General features: G+C 32.5%; 15 protein-coding genes and 1 tRNA gene. 2 read left to right on the top strand and 14 right to left on the bottom strand.

The annotated features are described in order from the left end of the window. Positions 1-98: 98 nt before the first annotated feature. From APS56_RS13820 to APS56_RS13810, 3 genes are all read right to left on the bottom strand, one after another. Complete coding sequence (locus APS56_RS13820) at positions 99-2,396, bottom strand: M1 family metallopeptidase (RefSeq protein WP_054729473.1); 2,298 nt, start codon at positions 2,394-2,396, stop codon at positions 99-101. Between the two features lie 91 nt (positions 2,397-2,487). After that, entirely contained in the window at positions 2,488-2,988 is a 501-nt protein-coding gene (locus tag APS56_RS13815) for a DUF6702 family protein (protein WP_054729470.1), read from the bottom strand. Positions 2,989-3,053: 65 nt separating this feature from the next. Then, positions 3,054-3,833, bottom strand: a complete 780-nt coding sequence (locus tag APS56_RS13810) for a hypothetical protein (RefSeq protein WP_157757677.1) — start codon at positions 3,831-3,833, stop codon at positions 3,054-3,056. A gap of 158 nt (positions 3,834-3,991) precedes the next feature. Between APS56_RS13810 and pepE the strand changes: the two genes are divergently transcribed. After that, complete coding sequence (pepE, locus tag APS56_RS13805; RefSeq protein WP_054729465.1) at positions 3,992-4,699, top strand: dipeptidase PepE; 708 nt, start codon at positions 3,992-3,994, stop codon at positions 4,697-4,699. A gap of 169 nt (positions 4,700-4,868) precedes the next feature. Here the strand turns inward: pepE and APS56_RS13800 are convergent. The 6 genes from APS56_RS13800 to APS56_RS13775 form a co-directional block, all read right to left on the bottom strand. After that, positions 4,869-4,943: transfer RNA gene (locus tag APS56_RS13800), tRNA-Val, on the bottom strand. 62 nt (positions 4,944-5,005) lie between these two features. Continuing rightward, positions 5,006-6,223 carry a bifunctional folylpolyglutamate synthase/dihydrofolate synthase gene (locus APS56_RS13795; protein WP_054729463.1) on the bottom strand — a complete coding sequence of 406 codons (1,218 nt, stop codon included), beginning with the start codon at positions 6,221-6,223 and terminating at the stop codon, positions 5,006-5,008. 3 nt (positions 6,224-6,226) lie between these two features. Continuing rightward, a complete protein-coding gene (locus tag APS56_RS13790) occupies positions 6,227-7,075 on the bottom strand; it encodes a hypothetical protein (protein WP_054729460.1) in 849 nt (282 codons plus the stop codon). Between the two features lie 18 nt (positions 7,076-7,093). Next, entirely contained in the window at positions 7,094-7,489 is a 396-nt protein-coding gene (locus APS56_RS13785) for an ExbD/TolR family protein (RefSeq protein ID WP_054729458.1), read from the bottom strand. A 1-nt stretch (position 7,490) separates the two neighbouring features. Then, complete coding sequence (locus APS56_RS13780; RefSeq protein ID WP_054729455.1) at positions 7,491-8,192, bottom strand: MotA/TolQ/ExbB proton channel family protein; 702 nt, start codon at positions 8,190-8,192, stop codon at positions 7,491-7,493. A gap of 137 nt (positions 8,193-8,329) precedes the next feature. Continuing rightward, positions 8,330-9,400, bottom strand: a complete 1,071-nt coding sequence (locus APS56_RS13775) for an anhydro-N-acetylmuramic acid kinase (RefSeq protein WP_054729452.1) — start codon at positions 9,398-9,400, stop codon at positions 8,330-8,332. 93 nt (positions 9,401-9,493) lie between these two features. On the opposite strand from APS56_RS13775, the gene APS56_RS13770 reads away from it, so the two are divergent. Beyond that, positions 9,494-10,636 (top strand): acyl-CoA dehydrogenase, encoded by a 1,143-nt coding sequence (locus APS56_RS13770; protein ID WP_054729449.1) that lies wholly within the window; start codon positions 9,494-9,496, stop codon positions 10,634-10,636. A 563-nt stretch (positions 10,637-11,199) separates the two neighbouring features. On the opposite strand, the gene APS56_RS13765 is transcribed toward APS56_RS13770, so the two are convergent. The 5 genes from APS56_RS13765 to APS56_RS13745 form a co-directional block, all read right to left on the bottom strand. Then, positions 11,200-12,558: a Gfo/Idh/MocA family protein gene (locus tag APS56_RS13765; protein ID WP_054729446.1), complete on the bottom strand. Its 1,359-nt coding sequence runs from the start codon at positions 12,556-12,558 to the stop codon at positions 11,200-11,202. Between the two features lie 12 nt (positions 12,559-12,570). After that, on the bottom strand, positions 12,571-15,234 hold the full coding sequence (locus tag APS56_RS13760) for a glycoside hydrolase family 2 protein (RefSeq protein WP_211259725.1): 2,664 nt from the start codon (positions 15,232-15,234) through the stop codon (positions 12,571-12,573). Between the two features lie 103 nt (positions 15,235-15,337). Further along, positions 15,338-18,487 carry a glycoside hydrolase family 2 TIM barrel-domain containing protein gene (locus APS56_RS13755; RefSeq protein ID WP_054729434.1) on the bottom strand — a complete coding sequence of 1,050 codons (3,150 nt, stop codon included), beginning with the start codon at positions 18,485-18,487 and terminating at the stop codon, positions 15,338-15,340. Positions 18,488-18,529: 42 nt separating this feature from the next. Beyond that, positions 18,530-19,783, bottom strand: coding sequence for a glycoside hydrolase family protein (locus tag APS56_RS13750; RefSeq protein ID WP_054729431.1), 1,254 nt, complete (start codon positions 19,781-19,783; stop codon positions 18,530-18,532). 39 nt (positions 19,784-19,822) lie between these two features. Further along, on the bottom strand, positions 19,823-21,982 hold the full coding sequence (locus APS56_RS13745; RefSeq protein WP_054729428.1) for a polysaccharide lyase family 8 super-sandwich domain-containing protein: 2,160 nt from the start codon (positions 21,980-21,982) through the stop codon (positions 19,823-19,825). Between the last annotated feature and the right edge of the window lie 80 nt (positions 21,983-22,062).

The following is a 22,062-nucleotide window of genomic DNA, read 5'->3' as shown; positions in this document are numbered from 1 at the left end:
TCGAAAAAAAATTAAAATCAATAAAAAAAAAGAGGCTATTTAGAAAGTTGTAACTTTCTAAATAGCCTCTTACATATCTTGGTAATTAGTTTTAAATTTTACTTTTTAGCTTTTTCTTTAAATTTATCAAAAGCACTTTGCTCATCTTTTTTAGGCCATGAATTGTTAGAGGTATCCACATCGGCTGTTTCTAAATTAGGATCAACGGTTATGGATACAATTTCTTTATCTGACGCTATAACTTTACTAACTTCTAAATCATTAAGCCTCCAAATTTCAGCTGGATATGTTATTGTTTGAGATGTACCGTCTGCATAGGTATACTCTGCAATAATAGGCATTACTAAACCACCTGGCTTATCAAAGGTAACCGTATAAAAATAGTTAGGCGTTTTTATTTTTACACGCTCTTCTGCAGAAAAATTATCCATTAAATACTCCTTAAGCGGTTTAGAGTTTTCAATGACAGTTCCTTTTTTCATATTTTCCTTAAACTCTTCACTACCCTCTTCAACCATATAAACCAAAGGCACCAAATCTTTCATTTTTAAATCCTTCTCTTTAACATAGTCTTTTATATATTGATTCGGTTTTGAGGACACATAATATTTCTTAACTTCTTTTATACCTATATCAACCCAATCTGTGGTATAAAACCAACCTCGCCAATACCAATCTAAATCTACCGCAGAGGCATCTTCCATGGTTCTAAAAAAGTCCTCAGGTGTTGGATGCTTAAACATCCATCTGTTTGAATATTCTTTAAAAGCATAATCAAATAATTCACGCCCCATGACTGTTTCGCGCAAAATATTTAAAGCAGTTGCAGGCTTACCATAAGCGTTGTTTCCAAATTGATATGTGTTTGATCCCTTACTCATAATGGGTGCTATAAAATCTTGATCTCCTCCCATATAAGGAACGATTAAAGCAGCTGGCCCTCGCCTTGAAGGAAAGGAGGTATGTCCTTCGGAAAGCGCTGCTGGATACCATTCCCCAAAATCCTGTTCTGCAACGTATTGCAAAAAGGTATTTAAACCTTCGTCCATCCATGTCCATTGGCGCTCATCGCTATTCACAATCATAGGGAAAAAATTATGCCCTACTTCGTGAATAATAACACCCATCATACCATATTTAACGCGGTCACTATAAGTACCATCTTTATTGGGCCGTCCATGGTTCCAACAAATCATTGGATATTCCATACCTTGATTTTTGGCATGTACCGAAATGGCTTTGTGGTACGGATAATCAAAAGTCATTCTTGAATAGGTTTTTAAGGTACTTGCCACAACTTTTGTAGACCAATCTTCCCACAAGGGATTCCCTTCTTTAGGATACATGGAAACCGCCATAACATCTTTATCTCCAATTTTAACAGCCATCATATCCCATATAAATTTTCGAGAAGTTGCAAAACCAAAATCACGAACGTTTTCTGCATGGAACTTCCATGTTTTTATATCTGTAGCAAATCCTTTTTCAGCAGCTTCAGCTTCAGCTTGTGTTACGATTAAAACAGGTTTATCATACGACTTTTTTGCTATTTCATAGCGCTCCATCATCGTTTTAGAAAACACTTCTTTTCTATTTACTAATTCACCTGTTGCATCTAAAACATGATCTGCTGGTACGGTAATATTCACTTCAAAGTTTCCAAATGGCAAAGCAAATTCATCTCTTCCCCAAAATTGGGAGTTTTGCCAGCCTTCTACATCATTATATACAGCCATTCTAGGATAAAATTGAGCGATAACATAAGCTCTGTTTCCATCTTCAGGGAAATACTCATAGCCTGAACGACCTCTTTTTTCTACATGATTATTAATATTATACCACCATTTTATTGAAAAAGAAAACGTATCGCCTTGTTTTAAATTTTCAGGCAACTCTACGCGCATCATGGTTTGGTTGATAGTATACATTATAGGTTTACCTTTTGCATCATTAACCTCTTCAATATTAAACCCTCCATCAAAAGGTTCTGACATATATTCTGAAACAAATTTACTTGGCAAATTTACTGGCGCCATACTCTCGGTTGCGATCAAAGGAGATTTCGAATCTTTAGCTCGCATGTTTTGATCCAATTGCACCCAAAGATATTTTAACTCATCTGGTGAATTATTAGTATAAGTTATGGTTTCAAAACCTGAAAGCGTCATGTTTTCATCATCTAAAACAATGTCCATTTTATAATCAGCCTGTTGCTGATAGTAAGCAGGGCCTGGTGCTCCAGAAGCTGATCTATAACTATTTGGAGTTGAAAACTCATTATATAATTGCCTAAATTTATTGGTGTTTTCATGTCCTGATTTGCTTTCAGTAGATTCTTGCGCATAGGTACTAACTGAAACAAACAACATTAGCAAAAAGTAAAATGGTAATTTCATCTGTTATTTTAATTTTATATTATTATGATTATAATTCACAAAAACTTAAGTTGCGCTAAATTAAAAAATAAAAGCAGTATTATTTTTATTTTTAATTATAACTCAATAAAATCTTATCTTTTTGAAGAATAAGAATATGACTTTTTTGTTGAGAGTTTATTTTAGTTTTTATAATATTTTTTTGATCTTCAAACAAATCGAATAAAACAGCATTTGAAACTTCAAAAGTAGAAATCGATTTAACGCCCGTTATTTCCAGATAACAAATCATAACATCTCTATCATATTCTTTACCTATAAAATCAAAATTTACTTCTTTTCCGTTTATTTTGAAATTCATCTTTTGTTTTAAATATTTTTCAATATACTGTTCGGTAGTTTTTGATTCACTATTTACAGCCAATGTAATACTTTTATCATAACGCTCTCTTAAAAGGCTTTCAAAATCATCAATAAAAATCCTAGAAGTGATTTGAACTGACTTTCTTTCTTGGATAAAATTAATTTCAGTAACACTAATATAGTATTTATGAACAGTAGTAAAAGCTAAAAGAGGAAAAAAGACTACTATAAAGAACCTTAAATACTTCATTTTACTTATATGTAAATATTTTGCTAAAATACTTATTTTGTTTAAGCTACAAGTATTTGGATTTGTTAATCTTTTTTTTGACTCCTATTATTAATATACTGCCTGTATTTCATCCTTAAAAAAATTAAAATCTTAAAATCAGTTTGATTTTTACAAAATTTAATAAAATTTTCATCATCTGCACAGAAATAAAAAAAATCATTTTTTAAGTCATTTTCCAACGGATTAGATGCAAAAAAATCTTTAGACAAGCGAGCTTTAACACTTTGCAACAACGCTTCTCTTTTATCAATGTTTACTCTATTTTTAAGCATTTTAGTCCGTCCTGAAAGACCATTTATGATAGAATTTAAAGATACTCCACCAAAACCTCCACCTGATGTTGCCTCATTTAAACGCCGTTCACTAGGTGTTGCTATCTTTCCTTTATAACCAGGGATACCAACATCATAAAAATTTACTGATGTATTTTTTTTTACATTACCAACATCCAAATTCAAATCACCGGTAAGTACCTTACCAACTAGAATCTCATCTAATTCTATAACATTTTCCTGTAGTGTTACCAAAATAGTTTTAAATGATTGTATATTTCTATCAACTACAACCGTTTTTAATTTATGCTGAACAGAAGAGAATGTTAAAGTATCAAGCAGTTTTGCACTTATTTTAAAAACACCATTTTTATCTGAAATTGTAAATTGTTGTGAGGCCTGATTAATTACATGAATATTTTCGACACCAATAGTACTTTGTATTTTTCCTATTATTTCAAATGATTGAGAAATCATTTTCTGAAACAAAAACAGAAAACAGAAAAATGTAACATATTTTAAAGAAATCATTCAACGTTTTTAACACCGTAAAGAACGCCTATCAAATCTTAAAAAAAATAAAAACAACATCTAAACTTTTGTTAATTCATCTTATTTAATAATTAAAAGCTATATGTCTTTTTTCAGAAAAGTCCAATTAACTATTTTTACAAAAAACCTTTTTTTTTATGAAAAACATCATTATTGCTAGCACTTCAACTATTCATGGAACAGCTTATTTAGAATATCTATTTGATGAACTAAAATTGTTTTATAATGATATAGATGATATTTTGTTTATTCCCTATGCTAGGCCTAATGGTATATCACATGACACCTATACAGAAATAGCTACAAAAGGGTTGTCTAAAATTGGCAGGAAAGTAAAAGGTCTTCATACTTTTCAAAACCCTGAAACAGCTATAAAAGAAGCTAAAGCCATTTTTGTAGGAGGAGGCAATACTTTTGTTCTATTAAATGAATTATACAAAAAAAACCTAATTACAAGCTTAAAACAAACAATTAAAAAAGGCATCCCATATCTTGGAACCAGTGCAGGAAGCAATATTTGCGGGCTGAGCATAAAAACAACCAATGACATGCCAATTGTATTTCCAAAAAGTTTAAACGCTTTAGGTGTAGTTCCTTTTAACATCAATCCGCATTACATAGACGTGGACACAACCTTAAAACACATGGGGGAAAGTCGTGAAACCCGTATTAACGAGTTTCATAAATTCAACACACAACCCGTAATTGGTTTGCGAGAAGGGAGCTGGTTAAAAGTAGATGATGGTTCCATAAAACTAAAGGGTACATTAAATGCTCGAATTTTTGAGTATAACAAAGAACCTTATGAAATTGAAACTGAAACAGAGCTCAACACATTAAAATAAAAAATATTACATAACGAGAAACCTGTTTTTAAGTCGACTATAAATCAAGGTTGATCCCATTTTTTGCATAAACACAACAATTAGGATTGATCCTTGATCCCTACCAAATCATAAACGAAAATTAAGGCATAAAAAAATCCTAAAGTTAATAAACTTTAGGATTTATATGTGGGCGCGAAGGGATTCGAACCCCTGACCCCTTGGGTGTAAACCAAGTGCTCTGAACCAACTGAGCTACGCGCCCTTTAATTAGGTGTGCAAATATAACCTAGATTTTTAATTTGCAAAAACTTTTTCAATAAAATTTTAAATTATTTCTGCGACAACAAACGTACTACCTCCAACAAAAATAAAATCATTTGTATTAGCACTTAACAACGCTGTTTTATAGGCTTCATTTACAGAATTATAGCTATCCCCCTTAAGCCCTAAACTATTAAAATAGTCTTTTAATAATTCAGCATCCAATCCACGAGAAATATTTGGTTTACAAAAATAATAACTCGCATTTTTAGGTAATAAATCAACAATCCTACTTAAATCTTTATCATTTACCACTCCAAAAACAATGTGCAAGTTGTCAAATACCTCATTTAAGAGCTGATTCATAACATAGCTTAACCCCTCTCTATTATGTCCTGTATCGCAAATTACTTTAGGGTTTTCATGCAAAGTCTGCCAACGCCCCTTTAAATTGGTATTTTTAACAACCTGTAATAATCCATTAACTAAATTGTCTTCTGAAATTTCAAAACCTTTATTACGAAGGATTTTTATCGTTTGAACAACCGTTTTGGTGTTTTTTAATTGATAACTTCCTATTAAATCAGACTTATATTCTTTTTTAATTTTTGTATCTGCAAATATAATTTCAGAATAATGCTTATCTGCCAAAGTTTCAAAGACAGATTTTGTTTCGTCTTGAGTTTCTCCAATTACAACGGGAATATTAGACTTGATAATCCCTCCTTTTTCAAAAGCAATAGCTTCAAGTGTATTCCCTAAAAACTGTATATGATCAAACCCTATATTGGTTATAACGGAAACTTCAGGCGTAATGATATTGGTAGAATCCAAACGTCCTCCCAGCCCTACTTCTACAATAGCAATATCTACTTTTTCTTTTGAAAAATAATCAAATGCCATTCCTACGGTCATTTCAAAAAAAGACAATGTGTTCGCTTCTAAGAAAAACTTGTTATGTTTTATAAAATCAACTACAAATGCCTCGCTAACATCAGTGCCATTGATTTTAATCCGCTCTCTAAAATCTTTTAAATGGGGAGACGTGTACAATCCAACTTTATAACCAGCTTCTTGCAACACAGAAGCTAACATATGACTTGTAGAACCTTTTCCATTGGTTCCTGCTACGTGGACTGATTTAAAGTTTCTTTCTGGGAAATTTAAATGTTCAGTAAGCTTTAAAGTATTGGTTAAATCTTTTTTAAAAGCAGAACTCCCATCTCGCTGATACATTGGGAGTTGCGAAAACATCCAATTAACAGTTTCTTGATATGTCATTTATTATTGACCTAAATTGAAGTTTACTTTAACAAAACCTATTTGTTTTGCAGGTGCTTTGGAGTCTGGTTGCCATTTATGTGACAAAGCTATTTTTTTTGCAGGTTCTAATAAGCATTGCGCTGTATTAGTAGTTCCTTTTTGTCCTGGTACTGCGGAAATAACATTACCATCCCTATCTACTTCAATCTTAACGATTACCATTCCTGACTCATTACAATCTTGTTTAAGCATTTGATAGGACGCTTTTCCTCTTCCGTTTAAACCGTAACCAACACCCCCACTTCCTGTGCCTGGAGCACCAAAATAACTGGGTGCATAAAGGTTGCCATCCAATTGTCCTTTATCTCCAGATTTATTATCATCTCCTTCACTCCCCGTTTCAGAACCTTCAGATTTGCTAACACCTCCAATTAGAGCATCTAACTTTTTCTTTTTTTCTTCCTGTTCTCGCTTTTCCTTGGCTATTCTTTCTGCCTCTGCCTTAGCTTTGGCATCCGCTATGGCCTTTGCTTTTGCTTCCGCCTCTTTTTGTTTCTTAATAGCTATTTCTTCAGCATTGTCAGCCGTTAAAACTTCTTCTTTAGCTTCAGATGACACAGTTGGTTCTGCTTTTGTCTCTTCAGGTTGTGGTGGTTCCTCTATTTTTAAAGGTTCAGACTTTACTGGTTTTAAAGGTTGCACATTGCCTTTCCCAAAATCTGTAGTTCCGAAATTTACTGCTACACCGTATTCCTCAGGTGGATCCATATAAGGTGGCCCTACAACAAACAACAACAATATCAAAATAACAACAATTAACGTTGTTACTTTTGCTGAATCTCTCTCATGTTTTGTTTCTAAATACTTCATATTAGGCTTGTAATAATTCTAATTATTTGGTTTTACAGCCAAAATAATCTTGAACTTATTCCTATTAGCAATGTCCATTACTTTAACAACATTTTCTACGGGTACTGATTTTTCAGCTCTTAAAACAATGGTAGGCTTTTCTTCAGAAGAAAGTAGCTTTAGCAATTCATTTTCCAAAACACTTTCACCTACACGTTTTTGATCAATATAATACGTTAAATCCTTTTGAATACTTACAGCTACAGATTGCTTATTTTCAGTTTTCCCACTAGCTTTAGGTAATAAAATATCAATCGCATTGGTAGTTACTAAAGTAGAAGCAATCATAAAAAATATAAGAAGCAGAAATACAATATCCGTCATAGACGACATATTGAATTCTGGTGTTACTTTATTTCTTCCTCTAAAATTCATATTATGTAGGCTCGTTTAAATGGTCTAAAAATTCCAAGGAATGCGCTTCCATTTGATACACCACTTTATCTGTTCTTACTACCAAATGATTATATGCTATATAAGCAACAATACCAACAATCAGTCCAGCAACGGTAGTAGTCATAGCCGTGTATAAACCTCCTGCTAAAACATCCATTTCAATAGAACCTCCTGCATTTGCTAATTCAAATATGGCTAATATCATACCAATTACCGTACCAAGAAAGCCTATCATGGGAGCTGCTCCAGAAATAGTTGCCAAAACACTCACGTTTTTTTCAAGACCGTAAATTTCCAACCTTCCTGCGTTTTCAATAGCAGTATTAATATCTGCTAAGGGTTTTCCTATTCGAGTAATACCTTTACCAATTAATCTGGATACAGGCGAATTAACTTGAGCACAAAGTATTTGAGCCGAATCAATTTTTCCATTACTCACATGGTCTTTAATTTGATTCATAAAATTAGCATCCACATTAGACGCTGCTTTTATAGCAAAAATGCGTTCAAAATAGATATAAATAGCGCCAACAAGCAATAAAAATAGAATGGCTATTATAATTTGTCCAGCAGCACCTCCACTACTAATTAATTCTATAATTGATAGTGTTTTCTCAACAGATTCCCCATCTACAGGTAACTCTGTACCTTCTTGATTGATAAGTAATAATGTATTTAACATAGATTTATTTGATTTAATGCAAATATATAACGTTTGTTTTGTTTCGTAAGTATAAGTAAACAAAATTAATATACATGGTTTTTCATTCTCTCGACAAAAAACAAGAACTAATAATTATATTTATTTTTTTGATACAATTAAGGATAGAAAATAGTACCAGAACTATGATTGTGCAATGCCCCTGTAACAGACTTTAAGCAATTAACCTCATTTCTTAGTTTTAATACCCCTAAAAAACCAAAAATTAAAGCTTCCTTAAATTCAATGGTATTTTTAGAAGGAATAACAACTCTATGATGGGTTAACGCCTTAATCCTTTCTATTAAAAATTTATTATAAACACCACCACCTGTTAATAAAACTAAAGCACTTTTTTTTATATTAATTTCAGAACAAATTTGAATAGCTATATGCTCAATACATGTTCTTAAAATATCTTTAATCTCCAACTGAAAAGAACCAATTATAGGAATGATATTTTTATGAACCCATTCCAAACCTAAAGATTTTGGATGATTTTCAGCATAAAAACCCAATTCATTCAATTGATTCAATAATGTTTGATTAATATTTCCTTTGGATGCTAACAAACCTTCTTTATCATAATTAATTCCCAAAGGTTTCACATAATAGTTTAATACAATGTTTACTGGACAAATGTCGTATGCAATACGCTCTCCATTATCTTGAAAAGAAACATTTGCAAATCCTCCAAGGTTAATGCAAAAATCATAGTCAGAAAATAATATTTTATCACCAATAGGTACCAATGGAGCTCCCTGACCTCCCAACGCTACGTCCTGTGCTCTAAAATCACAAACAACTAATTGACTCAACAAAGAAGCAATTTCTGGTTTATTACCTATTTGATAAGTCATATTTTTATCTGGCTGATGTAATGCCGTATGACCATGAGAACAAACAGCATCTACCTCTTTAATATTATTTTTAAGAATAAATTCATTAATGATATTTGCTAAATATTTGGTGTATTCTTCATCAATAATTTTTAATTCAGTAATAGAATTATTTATCAAATTTGAAAGTTTTAAACGCCACGAAGAAGTGTACTCTACCGTTTCACAGCAAATAATATCAAAAACCCATTTGGAGCTATTATCAATATAAAATGTTGCAAACACTAAATCTACCCCATCCAGAGATGTTCCTGACATTACGCCTACAACTTTATAATTAGTCTTTATCATATCCGTAAAAATAGCAATAACTCATAAAAATATCCCAATAAAAAAGGCTATATTGTATCATATATTTATTGAACCAACAACTTTAACGAAATTATGAATTTTGACCTGACTGAAGAACATGAAATGATACGAGATGCTGCTCGTGATTTTGCCCAAAATGAGTTATTACCGGGTGTTATTGAACGTGATGACAATCAACACTTCCCTGATAAATTAGTTAAAAAAATGGCCGCATTGGGCTTTATGGGAGTTATGGTTGACCCAAAGTATGGAGGTAGTGGTATGGATACCATTTCGTATGTACTAATTATGGAAGAATTATCTAAAATAGATGCTTCGGCTTCTGTTATTGTTTCAGTAAATAATTCTTTAGTATGCTATGGGCTTGAAGCCTATGGAACAGAAAAACAGAAACAAAACTATTTAACTAAATTAGCTACTGGTGAATGTATTGGTGCTTTTTGTTTAAGCGAACCCGAAGCTGGTAGTGATGCAACTTCACAAAAAACAACAGCAATAGATAAAGGCGATCATTATATTATTAATGGTACTAAGAATTGGATTACTAATGGCGGAAGAGCTGACATATATTTAGTTATTGCACAAACAGACAAAGACAAAGGCTCTCACGGCATCAATGCTTTTATAATTGAAAAAAATATGGAAGGGTTTCATGTAGGGCCAAAAGAAAATAAATTAGGCATTCGGGGAAGTGATACACACACACTTCAATTTAATGATGTAAAAGTGCCTAAAGAAAACCGTATTGGAGACGATGGGTTTGGTTTTAGATTTGCAATGAAAACACTTTCAGGAGGTCGTATTGGTATTGCTGCACAAGCTTTAGGAATAGCACAAGGTGCGTATGAATTGGCTTTAAAATATTCCAACCAACGTAAAGCGTTTGGTAAAGAAATATCTAAACATCAAGCCATAGCCTTTAAGTTAGCAGATATGTATACAGAAATTTCAGCAGCACGTCACTTAGTAATAAAATCTGCTTGGGATAAAGATCAAGGTAACAATTACGATGTATCTAGTGCCGTAGCTAAACTATTTGCTTCCAAAGTAGCCATGGAACACACCGTGGAAGCAGTTCAAATTCATGGAGGAAATGGGTTTGTCAAAGATTACCATGTAGAGCGCTTAATGCGTGATGCTAAAATAACTCAGATATATGAAGGTACTTCTGAAATACAAAAAATAGTGATATCAAGAAGTATTTTGAGAGCGTAATAAAAATTATACATTAAGAACAAACATTACATAAGCTACTAATGTTTTATTTTTAAACACTTATACTTTTTCAGGCATCATACATCTATTTTTTAGAAACATACTTGAGCTGAAACATTTTTATAGCTAATTGCTTACTTTTTTAATAGCCCCAACCCCTTATAAAAAGAAAGTTACTTAACTTTAGTTTTTCAATTCATATTGAACCAAGCTTTTACCTGACAATTAATCAATATAATAAGGCTTACTAATTTGATTTTAATTAATTTCATGTATTATATTGTACTAAATATCTAAAATAAAAGAAACACCATTTTAGATATTTAGTACAATTAATTGCCCTTTTCTAATAACATCATATTTTTAGCCTGTCAAACAAACTCACAGTGTATCACTTAATTTTGACGTAAACAAAACAATTATCCAAATATATTTATTAACATCAATTCTGTTACGAAAACATTATAAAGTTGTGTTAATTCAGTTTAACCCTCAGAAACATCACAAAATGTCATTCTTCTTTCAGAAATACTTCGTGGTAACACCTCAAGCGAAAAAGCTCTTTAATACGTATTCTTCATCCAATTATAAGGCTTGCGTTTTACCCACATACCTCTAGTGAAATCTGGAAAGTCTTGAGGTTCCCCATTGTTTTCTATAGAAGCTTCCGAAAGTGGAGTAATGGCACTCCAAGCTGCGGCATCATACACATCTAATGGTGGTGCAATATTTTCTTTAGCCGACTCTACAAAGGCATTTAGAACAAAAAAATCCATTCCTCCATGTCCTGCACCTGTTGCCAATTCCCCGTATTTTTGCCATAACGGGTGGTCATATTTCTTTAACCACTCATCAGCTTCATCCCATTTATGAGGTTTCGATTTTCCTTCTATATAAATTCTTTTACCATCTACCTCCCATAAACCGTTTGCGCCTTGCACTCTAAACCCTAAGGAGTAAGGTCTTGGCAGATTACAATCATGAGTTACAATAATAGTTTCTCCATTTGAAGTTTCAATAGTCGTAGTTATAACGTCTCCTTGTTTAAATTTTAATTTAGCATTAGGATGATTTTCTCCACCATTTTCTACAATATAGTTATGCAAACCAATTCCTTTAGATGCATGAGAAGTTAATGACATAAAACGATTCCCTCTATTTATATCACACATAGTAGCTATTGGTCCAACACCATGTGTTGGATAAACATCTGCATTTCTCAAAAGAGAATGTTGCGTTCGCCATTTAGATTCTGAAATACCTTTATCTCCAAACTCAACACCTTTCCCATAGGCTGTTACACCATCATTTAACTTAACGAAACGCAAATCATGTTGATACCCACACCTAAAATGTACCAATTCGCCAAACACATTTTGCTTTACCATATTTAAGACTGCTAAAATATCTCTACGATAATTAACATTTTCTAGAATCATTAAATGTGACCCTGTTTGTTCATGGGTATTAACCAAATCCCAACACTCTTCTAGGGTATTTGCTGCCGACACTTCCAATCCGGTATATTTTCCTGCTTTCATGGTATCAACTGCCATTTTTGTGTGCCATAACCAAGGTGTTGAAATGATAACCGCATCTACGTTTTTTAATTCTAATAAATTTCTATAATCATATTCAGAATCTCCATAAACCTTAGGTTTCTCAAATCCAGCATCACTTATTTTTTTCAATGCTATTTTTATTCGATTTGGGTCGATATCGCAAATAGCAGTAATTTCAACATCTTTTCTATGTAGGGCATTATTTAAATGATTCGTTCCTCTTAAGCCAACACCTATAAATGCCAGTTTTACTTTTTTGTTTGAGTTTACAAAGTCACTTCCAAATGATAGGTTAGGAATTAGTGACAAACCAGTACCAGCTAAGGCTGTTTTTTTTACAAAATTTCTTCTTGAATTCATATTTTAACTTTACTAAAAATTATTTTTTTTGGTTTTTTCACCAAATTCTTCTTGTTGTTTTTCTATTTCTTTTAGTTTCAAATCGTTCAATTCTTTTTTAACTTTTTTTAGCTCATTTTCTAATTCTTGGTTGGCACTGTTTGTTCCTGTTACTTCACTATGAATCAAACGAATATTTTTAGCCTCTAACTCCTTACTATCATATACTAATACATCTTCTGTTGGAATGCTTTTAATTGTAATTTCTCCAAATGTTGGTACTAAAGCACCTTCAAAAAACATGGAAGCTTTAATGGTAATATCCCCGGGCTTTGTAGTACTTTGAACTAAAATAGGAGCTGTTCCCCAACTTACTTTTCTATAGTTAGCTTCACCAATTAAAGCTCCTTCACCTGAAATCTCAAATTTAATAATACTGTTATTTAACCGCTTAACATGACCTTCTTTATCTGTAATAGCAGCAACAACGGTGACAAAATCAGAGCCATCTGCCTTCAAATCAACTCCTTCATTATCCAACCACAAAACAATCTTTTCAGGTCTTAATGCTGGAAATACGGTATCTACAGCCATCAATTTTCCATTTATATAGCCTTCAGCTTTTATATAGGCTTCAGCTTGTTTTTTATTTCTATTTAGAGCTTTTATTTCCATGAAATGATACGCATTTTTAAAAACAAAGGGAGGTGATGGCATACCTATTTTATCCTCATCTTTTTTAAGTAAAAATTCTTTACCTTCTTCAAAAACAGTCAGTTTTACTTCATCACAATTTGATAAAACCGTGACATCATTATCACTAAATGGTGTCATTTCATTTGCTATATAAACCATAGGCCCTGTTTCCGCAATAATATCTGATGCTTCAGAATCTCTTTGAGCCATAAACATATAATATGAATACTTGGGCTGGCGAAATGCATCCATAATACCTCCGTAAAACGGATCTGGATGATACCCCCTTTGATGATCAAAGGCATGCCATAAAGCTCCGCCCATATGCTGGAGTGATGTTTGATATAATGAATTATAACTCACAAAAGCATACGATGGATTGGCATAATGTGTTGTTTGTATTAGCATAGGTTTTTCTCCCCAACTTCTATGAACACGACTTGATGAATTATGAGAATTCCAATCATCAACATTATCACCCCATTCTCTAGTGAAATAAGTTTTATTAGGGTTTACGTCATCTTGATTTAGTGGATGCGAAAATTGTACGGGATAATGCTCACTTCCTTTGGCTCTTAGGTCGCTTGCTGTATAAGCATTTCCATGGATGGCCTCTTCTTCAACAATATTTTTTGCATTTAATGCAAATGAATCAGGATACCAAGTTTCGTTTAAAATAGGTTCCCAAACCCAAATACTGGGTCTGTTACGATCCCTACGAACCATATTTCTAATATCTTTAAGCACTAATGCTTCAAAACTTGGATCATCATTCCAAAACTGCCAACCTGGAGTATTTACAATTACAAAAAGTCCTAACTCGTCACAAGCATCCATAAAAGCTGGATCTTGTGGATAGTGCGCATTACGAATCAATTTTAAACCTGCGTCTCTTAATTTTTTAGCATCTCGCCAATGAGTTGTATTAGAAAGAGCGTTTCCTACTACAGCAAAATCTTGATGCCTGTTTGCACCAATCAATGGTTTTCCATAAGGTTTCCCATTTAACCAAAACCCATCTTTCCCCTTAAATTCAACACGTCTGATACCTAATCTTTTTCTATAACCATCAACTACCTTTCCTCTTTTATTTATAATAGTGATATGTAATTGGTATAAGTATGGATGCTCTGGCGACCAAAGTTCTGGGGTTTTAAATTTAGATATATCCGAAAATGACTTAGAGGTGTTGGATTGAAGCTGAATAGGTAATTCCGATTTCAAGACTTGTTTTCCTTCCCTATCAAACCATTGGTATCTAATTTTTCCTGAAAAATCACGAGATGCTTCATTCCTTAAATGTAGCTTAGTGTGTATATTGGCTTTTTTTTCTGAAACCTCATCAAAAGTAATAAATAACCCACCACCAGCTACTACATCTTCATGGTTTGGATCTGTTATATAAACGGCATTGTGTGAAATTAACCAGCAATCTCTATAAATACCTCCAAAGTATGCAAAATCCAATACTTCTTGATCTTTTCCTGGCGGATACGAAGGGTCGTTAGTATTGTCGGCCCAAACAGAAACAACGTTATCTTCTCCCCATTTTAGGTGCTCGGACACATCTACAACAACAGGCAAATAGCCACCAAAATGTTCTTTCAAAAGCGTACCGTTTACATATATTTTGGATTTCCCCATAATGGCTTCAAAATGCAAAAAGAGCTTTTTATTTTTAAGAGCATTATCGGGTGTAAAATGTTTTCTATACCATATTTCACCTTGGTAATTTACACCACCACTCGCCTCTTCTGGCAAAAACTCAATCCCATTGGGGAGGTTAACAACTTGCCAAGAGCTGTCATCAAAGTTAGAAGTTTCTGCATTTTTTACAGTCCCTTTAAAAAATCGCCATGCTACATTAAATGAAAAAATATCTCTTCCTGTATTTTCTAATGGATAAAACCCTGCTTTTGAAAATTCCGGATTAGGTTGACCTAACACCAAAAAAGACATTAACAAAAAGATTAAAAATGTATAGAATGTTTTTAACATCATTATTTTTTTTTAATGATTATATATAAAAGTTTGCTATTGTTTTTCAATAAACTAGCCTCTACAAAAGTTGAATTTGTGAGCTCAAATAAAAAATTGTTCTAATTTAATTCTTAATAGCAGGTGTAATCTTAAATTGGTATTGATACTTTTTAGCTTTAAGCGAATATTGTTCCATGGGAAGTTCATACCAACTGTTAATACCCCCAACTCCCATTTGTTTATAATCAATTTTTAAATTAGTCATATCTCGTTTTTTCAAATCTTCGGGATGACTTTGCTGCTTTTTCAACCCGTCATCTAAATCTTCATCTAAATAATGTAATGCTGTCATGCTTAACAACGTATTGGATTGAACTTTGATACTTACGTTATTATTTGAAAGTTCATACCATCTAACATCCGTTTTGTTACCTGTTTCTTGAGGACGTATGTAAGGAAAAAATTGCTGAGAAACTGTTTGATTGTAGATCCCTACTTTTGAAGCGTAATTTCTATCAATATAATTTTCAAAAGGTCCTTTTCCATAATAAGAAATTGTTTCGAAATTTTTTGGCAATTGCATTTCCATTCCAAATCGTGGTAACATAGGCGTATTTTCTGTATCATCTATGGTTAATGATGCACTTACAAGTATCTCTCCTTCACTACTTATTTCATAATTGATAGTCAATTCTGAAAAAACTTGTGGTAATTCGTAAACAGCTGTTACCTTAATAGTATTGTTTTTTGTATTGAAATGTTTCCATTTTAAAAGTGTAGGGTTATGCGTAGCTTCTTTCCATGGCAACAATTTTTTTTGCAAATTTGCACCCATATCATTATCATTTGGAGCTCTCCAAAAATTAGGTTTTAACTGACTACCTTCTTTTAAAATAGACTGATTGTCATACTTATACCCACTAATAAAACCTGATTTTTTATTGAATTGTATTTCTGTTTTATGACTTACAAAAGACATATAATGACTATCATTTTTTTCTTGAAATTTCTCTGTACTTACAATATGCATTTTGTTTTTCCAAGTCCCCTTCAAGTGCAATTGTTCTTTTGCTATTTCAAACCCTTTAGCCAATAAGGGCTCATTTTGTTTTAAAGTATAGGTAATATTTACAAATGCTTCTTGATAGGTCTTTCCTGCTAAATGTATTGGAAGTGTGAAGATTTTTTCGGTTTGTGGCAACATATTTAAATTTTCAATAATCCCTGATTCTTCAGCTATACCATCTAAAACCAATTGCCAGTTTAGCTGTACATTACTCAAATCTTTAAAAAAGAATTCATTAAAAACTTTAATCGTTATCTGTTCTTGATTCTCCCAAGAAGTAAGAATATTTTGAAGCACATTTTTAGCTTCAAAAGCATGTGGATTAGGTTTGCGCTCAGGGCTGAACATACCATTATTTAAAAAATTGTTATCACTTGGTACATCTTCAGGTCCAAAATCACCACCATAGGCAAATATACGTGTACCATCAGCTCGTGTTTTGTAAATAGATTGATCAATCATATCCCAAATAAAACCACCTTGAAAGTTTTTATGGGCTCTGAAAACATCCCAATAATCCTTGAAATTCCCCATAGAATTCCCCATGGCATGTGCATATTCACTTAAAATATATGGTCTTTCTGGATTTGGATAAGTCTTAATATAAGCCTCCATACTTTTAGGTGAACTATATTGCGGATTTATAATATCAGAATTCCAATCATATTTTAAATCGGTACCTTCCCAACCACCAACAGATGCTCGTTCATACTGAATAGGTCTTGAGGGATCACGATCTTTTAACCATAAATATGCTCTATAAAAATTATAACCATTACCTGCTTCATTACCCATACTCCAAATAATAATAGATGGATGATTTTTATCGCGTTCCACCATACGCTCAATACGCTGAAAATGGGCCAATTCCCAACTTGGTTTGTTACCAAGTGTTTTGGTAATATTATAACCCATACCGTGCGATTCTAAATTTGCTTCGTCAACTAAATAAACCCCATATTTATCACACAGGTCATAAAAATATTCATCATTAGGGTAATGAGACATACGGATTGCATTCATATTATACTCCTTAAGCAGTTTAATATCCTGTTCCATACTTTCCTTAGAAATAGTTTGCCCTGTTATAGGATCCGTTTCTTGTCTGTTAACACCTTTAATGTAAATAGCTTGACCATTTACAAAAAGTTGGCCATTTTTAATCTCAACTTTTCTAAAACCAACTTGCTTTGAAATAACTTCAATAATATTCTGTTTTTTATCCTTTAAAAGGAAATTTAACTGATATAAATTGGGTATTTCAGCACTCCATTTTTTAGGATTTACTACATTAAAAGTGAAACTTGAATTTTTTGTAGCTTCATTAATTTTAAATATTTTTGAAGCTACCACCGTAGTTCCATCCATTAATTGTGTTTCTAACGAATAAGCATTTTTCTTAACAACACGAGATATTTCTGTTGATATTTTTAAACTCCCATTTACATAGTTAGTATCTAAATCTGGTGTTATATCAAAATCAACCAAGTGTGTTTTATTTCTAACATACATATAAGAATCTCTTGTAATACCACTCATTCTCCAAAAATCCTGACACTCAAGATAAGAGCCATCACTCCATTTCATTACTTTTAAAACAATGGTGTTTTCACCTTCATTTAAGTATGAATTTAATTTAAACTCTTGTGGTAATTTTCCATCTTCACCATAACCAACATATATCCCATTTACCCATACGGTAAGATTTGACTTTGCAGCGCCAATATGAAGCAACACATCCTTATCTAACCAATTTTTATTTATGGAAATAGTACGTCTGTATACCCCAACAGGGTTGTAAGTGGTTGGTACTATTGGAGGGTTTACTTTAATTATATTATCAAAATCATAAGTTGTATTGGTGTAAACTGGATACCCATACCCATTAACATCCCAATTTGCAGGTATTTTAAAAACATCCCAAGCTGTATCGTTAAAATTATTTTTCTCAAAACCTTCTGGCAATGCTTCTGGATTTTCTACATACTTAAATTTCCAATCGCCATTCAGGTTTAGATAATTTTTAGATGCTTTCCAATCACCACTTTTAGCCAAAGCTTCATTTTCATACACAAAATAAGATGCGTGCATGGGCATTCTATTTTCTTCATTTTGCTTTTCGTCTTGCCAAAACACCTGACTTTCTTGACCAACAGATATGGTTTGAAAAACCAACAAGACTATAAGTGTTTTTAAAATATATTTCATTTAGGTCGTATTAAACGTTTTCTTTTTTAAAAAATCTGTTAATTATAAAAATGCTTTATTATCATCAAGCATGCTTTTTCTGTAAAGTGCTTCCAAAAAATAATAATCCGCATAAACCAACGGAACATCAATTTCTGTATGATGAGGAATACTTCCTACGCTATGATCTAAAATAAAATACTTGTTCTTGCTATTTGGATCCATATAACTGGTAGACAATAATGACTCACGTATTTTATTAGCTGCTTTAAGTAAATTTTCTTTGTTTTCAGAATAACCTGCCAATTCATATAAGGCAGATGCTGTAATGGCTGCAGCAGAAGCATCTCTTGGTATTACTGGAAAATCTGCTTTATTATAATTCCATTCCGGATGATAATTATCATTATTAGCGTAATAATCCCAATACGGCACCATATCTTCTGGTAAATTAGGATGGTTTATGATATATTTGGCAATATTATCAGCAAAATCAAGGAATTTTTTGTCTTTTGTGTAGCGATAACATAATGTGTAACCATATAGACCCCATGCTTGTCCTCTAGCCCACGAAGAATTATCAGCAAACCCTTGAGCCGTTTTTTTATCTAAAACTTTACCTGTAATGGTATCATAATTTACCACATGATAACATGAATAATCATCTCTATAATGATTTTTAATTGTGGTTTCAGCATGCTGTACAGCAATGTTTTTATATTTTTCATTACCACTTAAAAGGGTTGCTTCAAACAGCAGCTCTAAATTCATCATATTATCAATAATAACAGGGTAATACCACGTGGTTACTTTATCCCAAGATTTTTGTCGTTCCCATGATTTTATAACTTTAGTAGTGTCATTATAACGCTTGCTTAATGACTCCGCTGTTTGAATAATAATGTCTTTATATTTATTTTGACTACCAAACTTAAGCCCGTTTCCATAGCTACAATACATAATAAAACCCACATCATGATTGCCTTCCCAATATTGAATAGTGTCTAAAACTTCCGTGTATTTAATGGCCTCATTTTTCCATTTCTCATCCTTAGTTAACTCGTACATATACCATAAATTCCCAGGAAAAAATCCGCTAGTCCAATCATATTTCCCTACTGTTTTAAGTTGATTTTCTTTTGTAATTGTCCGAGGTAATTTTGTAGAATCGAGGTTGTTTTTCAACGTATAATCAAGTCTATTGGTAATAAACTCCATAGTTTTACTCATGTCATTATCACTTACTTTCTCCTCTTTAGATTTGGCACAACCAGACAGCACTACCAATACACACATAAAACTTAATACTTTTTTCATAAATAACTATAATTGCTTGTTTCTTAATTAATCTTGATATTATTGTTTTTCAATTTTATAATTGACCGAAGCAGAAGCTCCCTCTAACTTGTTTTTTGTTGGCAGATGTATAACTTTAGAAAAAGTATTCCGTTTATCTTTTATACTTACCAATACATCTGAGTAGGTTTGTGATGGGTTTGAAACTGTTATTGTTCCATCTTGTTTAAGTATCAATGCACAAGGTCTGTTTACAGTTACACTTAAACCTTTTAATTTGACTGTTCCTGCTTGGTAAAAAACAGCCTGTAACATATCTAATGTTTTATGATATACAGCTTGTATTGCCGAGGTATTTTCTATAATATGAACCGCATTCATATTATATTGTTCTGCTTTTTTTTGAGTATCAATATTAGGCACTACTATATAACTATAAGTGGCATTATCAGGGTTATTACCGTGATCTATCCATAAAGAAAACACATCTTGTGGTTTTGTTGTTGTTGAATCTTCAAGTATATTGATAGCTTTCCAAGAACCTGTTTTAGACTGCATGGCAAATTTCACATTGGTTTTATTAGGAAAATAATACCCAAATTTGCCTTGACGAAGGTATTTTAGATTGGTATTATTGTAAGGTTCTAAATTCAACCCTTTTTCTTGTTCTTTTGCCTGATTTACTTCACAAACATAAGAAGGCGTTTGCATCCAAGCTTGATTAATGGTAGTTCGTACATTTCTGCCACTATTATCTACAATCCCTGCTCCTAAACAAACGATTTCATCATCAAACATAAACCAACTTTTTTTTGCAGTAATACCTGCTTGATCTAAATCTAAAACAGAAGTTCCATAATGGCCATCTGTAACACCTCCTACAAAAGTTGTATTCCCAAAATTAAACCCCCAAGTACGTCTTTTAGGAAATTTTGTTATGTAAGGGAATGTGGTTCCTGGAATCATAGACCAATCCCATACAGGCATTATATTAATATATTCGTCACCATCAATAGACATAAAATTAGCTCCATAAGACAAGTAATTTGCTTTTAAGTTTTCACCATTTCCTGTTTCACCCTCATTTGTTCTAGTGGACGTATTACGTACGGTAAATAAATATTCGCTGCGTGCATGTTGGGTATAATCAGACACCCAATAATGCTTATTAAACTCTCGCACCTTATAATTAGGCGGATTATCACCTTTTATTCTACTTAATACATTTAAATATTTATCCGCATTTTCGGTATCAATATAATCTGCTAAAATTTGAAGGTATCCCATTTTGGCATACATAGCATTTTCACGACTAATACCTCTGCCTAACACACTAAAATCCCATGAACGACCTCTAGTTGATGACAGCTGCGTTTCACGAATAAAACTTAATATCTTCGAAAAATTTTCACTTTTTGTATCGAAAGCCGCAGGTGAATCTGCTAAGTAAGAAGCTAAGCGAAGTAAGCCTTCACAAAAAACTGGCCCATAACTAGCTATCATAATTTGTGCTCCATGGTCATGATATACCATGTCTGCTTTAATATTATCTGCTAAAATAGATTCAAGTTTATTTTTAGTATCTTCTAAAAGCTTTGCATCTTCAGTAAGCAATCCCTTGTAAACATAATGTAAAGCTATATCCACAGCATTGGCTCCACTATTATATAAGGTAATATCTTTTATTGCCGTAGGTTCAAATAATGATAAAATTTCTGGTTCATCAATCCCTTCTACCGTTGTTTGTGGAATAAAACCATCAAAAGCACGCATAAATATTAGAATTTCACCTAATCGTTGCGGAAAATAAATTTTATTAAACCACCAATTAGATGCTACCGTTTTAGAATTATACCAAAACTGCAACCCCTTTTTTAAAGCCTGTTTATAAGTTGAATTGTTATACTTTTCATGACTTGCAGTTGAGCAAGCTCCTGCTAACTGCCATAATCTATGTACATGATTATTATTAAGTGATCCATTAAAATCCACCTTTCCGTAATGCATATCGGCCCAACTACCATCTGAGTTCTGAGTATCAACCCAATCATTCATAACCTCTACATTAGCAAAATGCATGTTTTGACTATTAACTACTCGTGCTTGTAATTCTTTGAAATTGTAGTCTTGAGCATAAGTAGCTATAATAGTTAAAACATAAACTAAACTAATACTAATGGTTTTAATAAAAGTGAACATAACGGTTTGTGTGATTTTCATTTACACTTAAAATTTAATATAAAAAAATAATTACCCTGCAAATATATTATGCGTTTGCAGGGTAATATTTTAAGTTAATA

The sequence above is a fragment of the Pseudalgibacter alginicilyticus genome (genome assembly GCF_001310225.1).
GTDB classification, from domain to species: domain Bacteria; phylum Bacteroidota; class Bacteroidia; order Flavobacteriales; family Flavobacteriaceae; genus Pseudalgibacter; species Pseudalgibacter alginicilyticus.
Note: the sequence above shows the minus strand (reverse complement) of the source record. Positions and strands in the feature narration are given on the sequence as shown.

Excerpts from the sequence above, each read along its gene's own strand:
- APS56_RS13820 (WP_054729473.1), bottom strand. The coding sequence starts at position 2,396 with ATGAAATTACCATTTTACTTTTTGCTAATGTTGTTTGTTTCAGTTAGT.
- APS56_RS13815 (WP_054729470.1), bottom strand. The coding sequence starts at position 2,988 with ATGAAGTATTTAAGGTTCTTTATAGTAGTCTTTTTTCCTCTTTTAGCT.
- APS56_RS13810 (WP_157757677.1), bottom strand. The coding sequence starts at position 3,833 with ATGATTTCTTTAAAATATGTTACATTTTTCTGTTTTCTGTTTTTGTTT.
- pepE (WP_054729465.1), top strand. The coding sequence starts at position 3,992 with ATGAAAAACATCATTATTGCTAGCACTTCAACTATTCATGGAACAGCT.
- APS56_RS13795 (WP_054729463.1), bottom strand. The coding sequence starts at position 6,223 with ATGACATATCAAGAAACTGTTAATTGGATGTTTTCGCAACTCCCAATG.
- APS56_RS13790 (WP_054729460.1), bottom strand. The coding sequence starts at position 7,075 with ATGAAGTATTTAGAAACAAAACATGAGAGAGATTCAGCAAAAGTAACA.
- APS56_RS13785 (WP_054729458.1), bottom strand. The coding sequence starts at position 7,489 with ATGAATTTTAGAGGAAGAAATAAAGTAACACCAGAATTCAATATGTCG.
- APS56_RS13780 (WP_054729455.1), bottom strand. The coding sequence starts at position 8,192 with ATGTTAAATACATTATTACTTATCAATCAAGAAGGTACAGAGTTACCT.
- APS56_RS13775 (WP_054729452.1), bottom strand. The coding sequence starts at position 9,400 with ATGATAAAGACTAATTATAAAGTTGTAGGCGTAATGTCAGGAACATCT.
- APS56_RS13770 (WP_054729449.1), top strand. The coding sequence starts at position 9,494 with ATGAATTTTGACCTGACTGAAGAACATGAAATGATACGAGATGCTGCT.
- APS56_RS13765 (WP_054729446.1), bottom strand. The coding sequence starts at position 12,558 with ATGAATTCAAGAAGAAATTTTGTAAAAAAAACAGCCTTAGCTGGTACT.
- APS56_RS13760 (WP_211259725.1), bottom strand. The coding sequence starts at position 15,234 with ATGATGTTAAAAACATTCTATACATTTTTAATCTTTTTGTTAATGTCT.
- APS56_RS13755 (WP_054729434.1), bottom strand. The coding sequence starts at position 18,487 with ATGAAATATATTTTAAAAACACTTATAGTCTTGTTGGTTTTTCAAACC.
- APS56_RS13750 (WP_054729431.1), bottom strand. The coding sequence starts at position 19,783 with ATGAAAAAAGTATTAAGTTTTATGTGTGTATTGGTAGTGCTGTCTGGT.
- APS56_RS13745 (WP_054729428.1), bottom strand. The coding sequence starts at position 21,982 with ATGAAAATCACACAAACCGTTATGTTCACTTTTATTAAAACCATTAGT.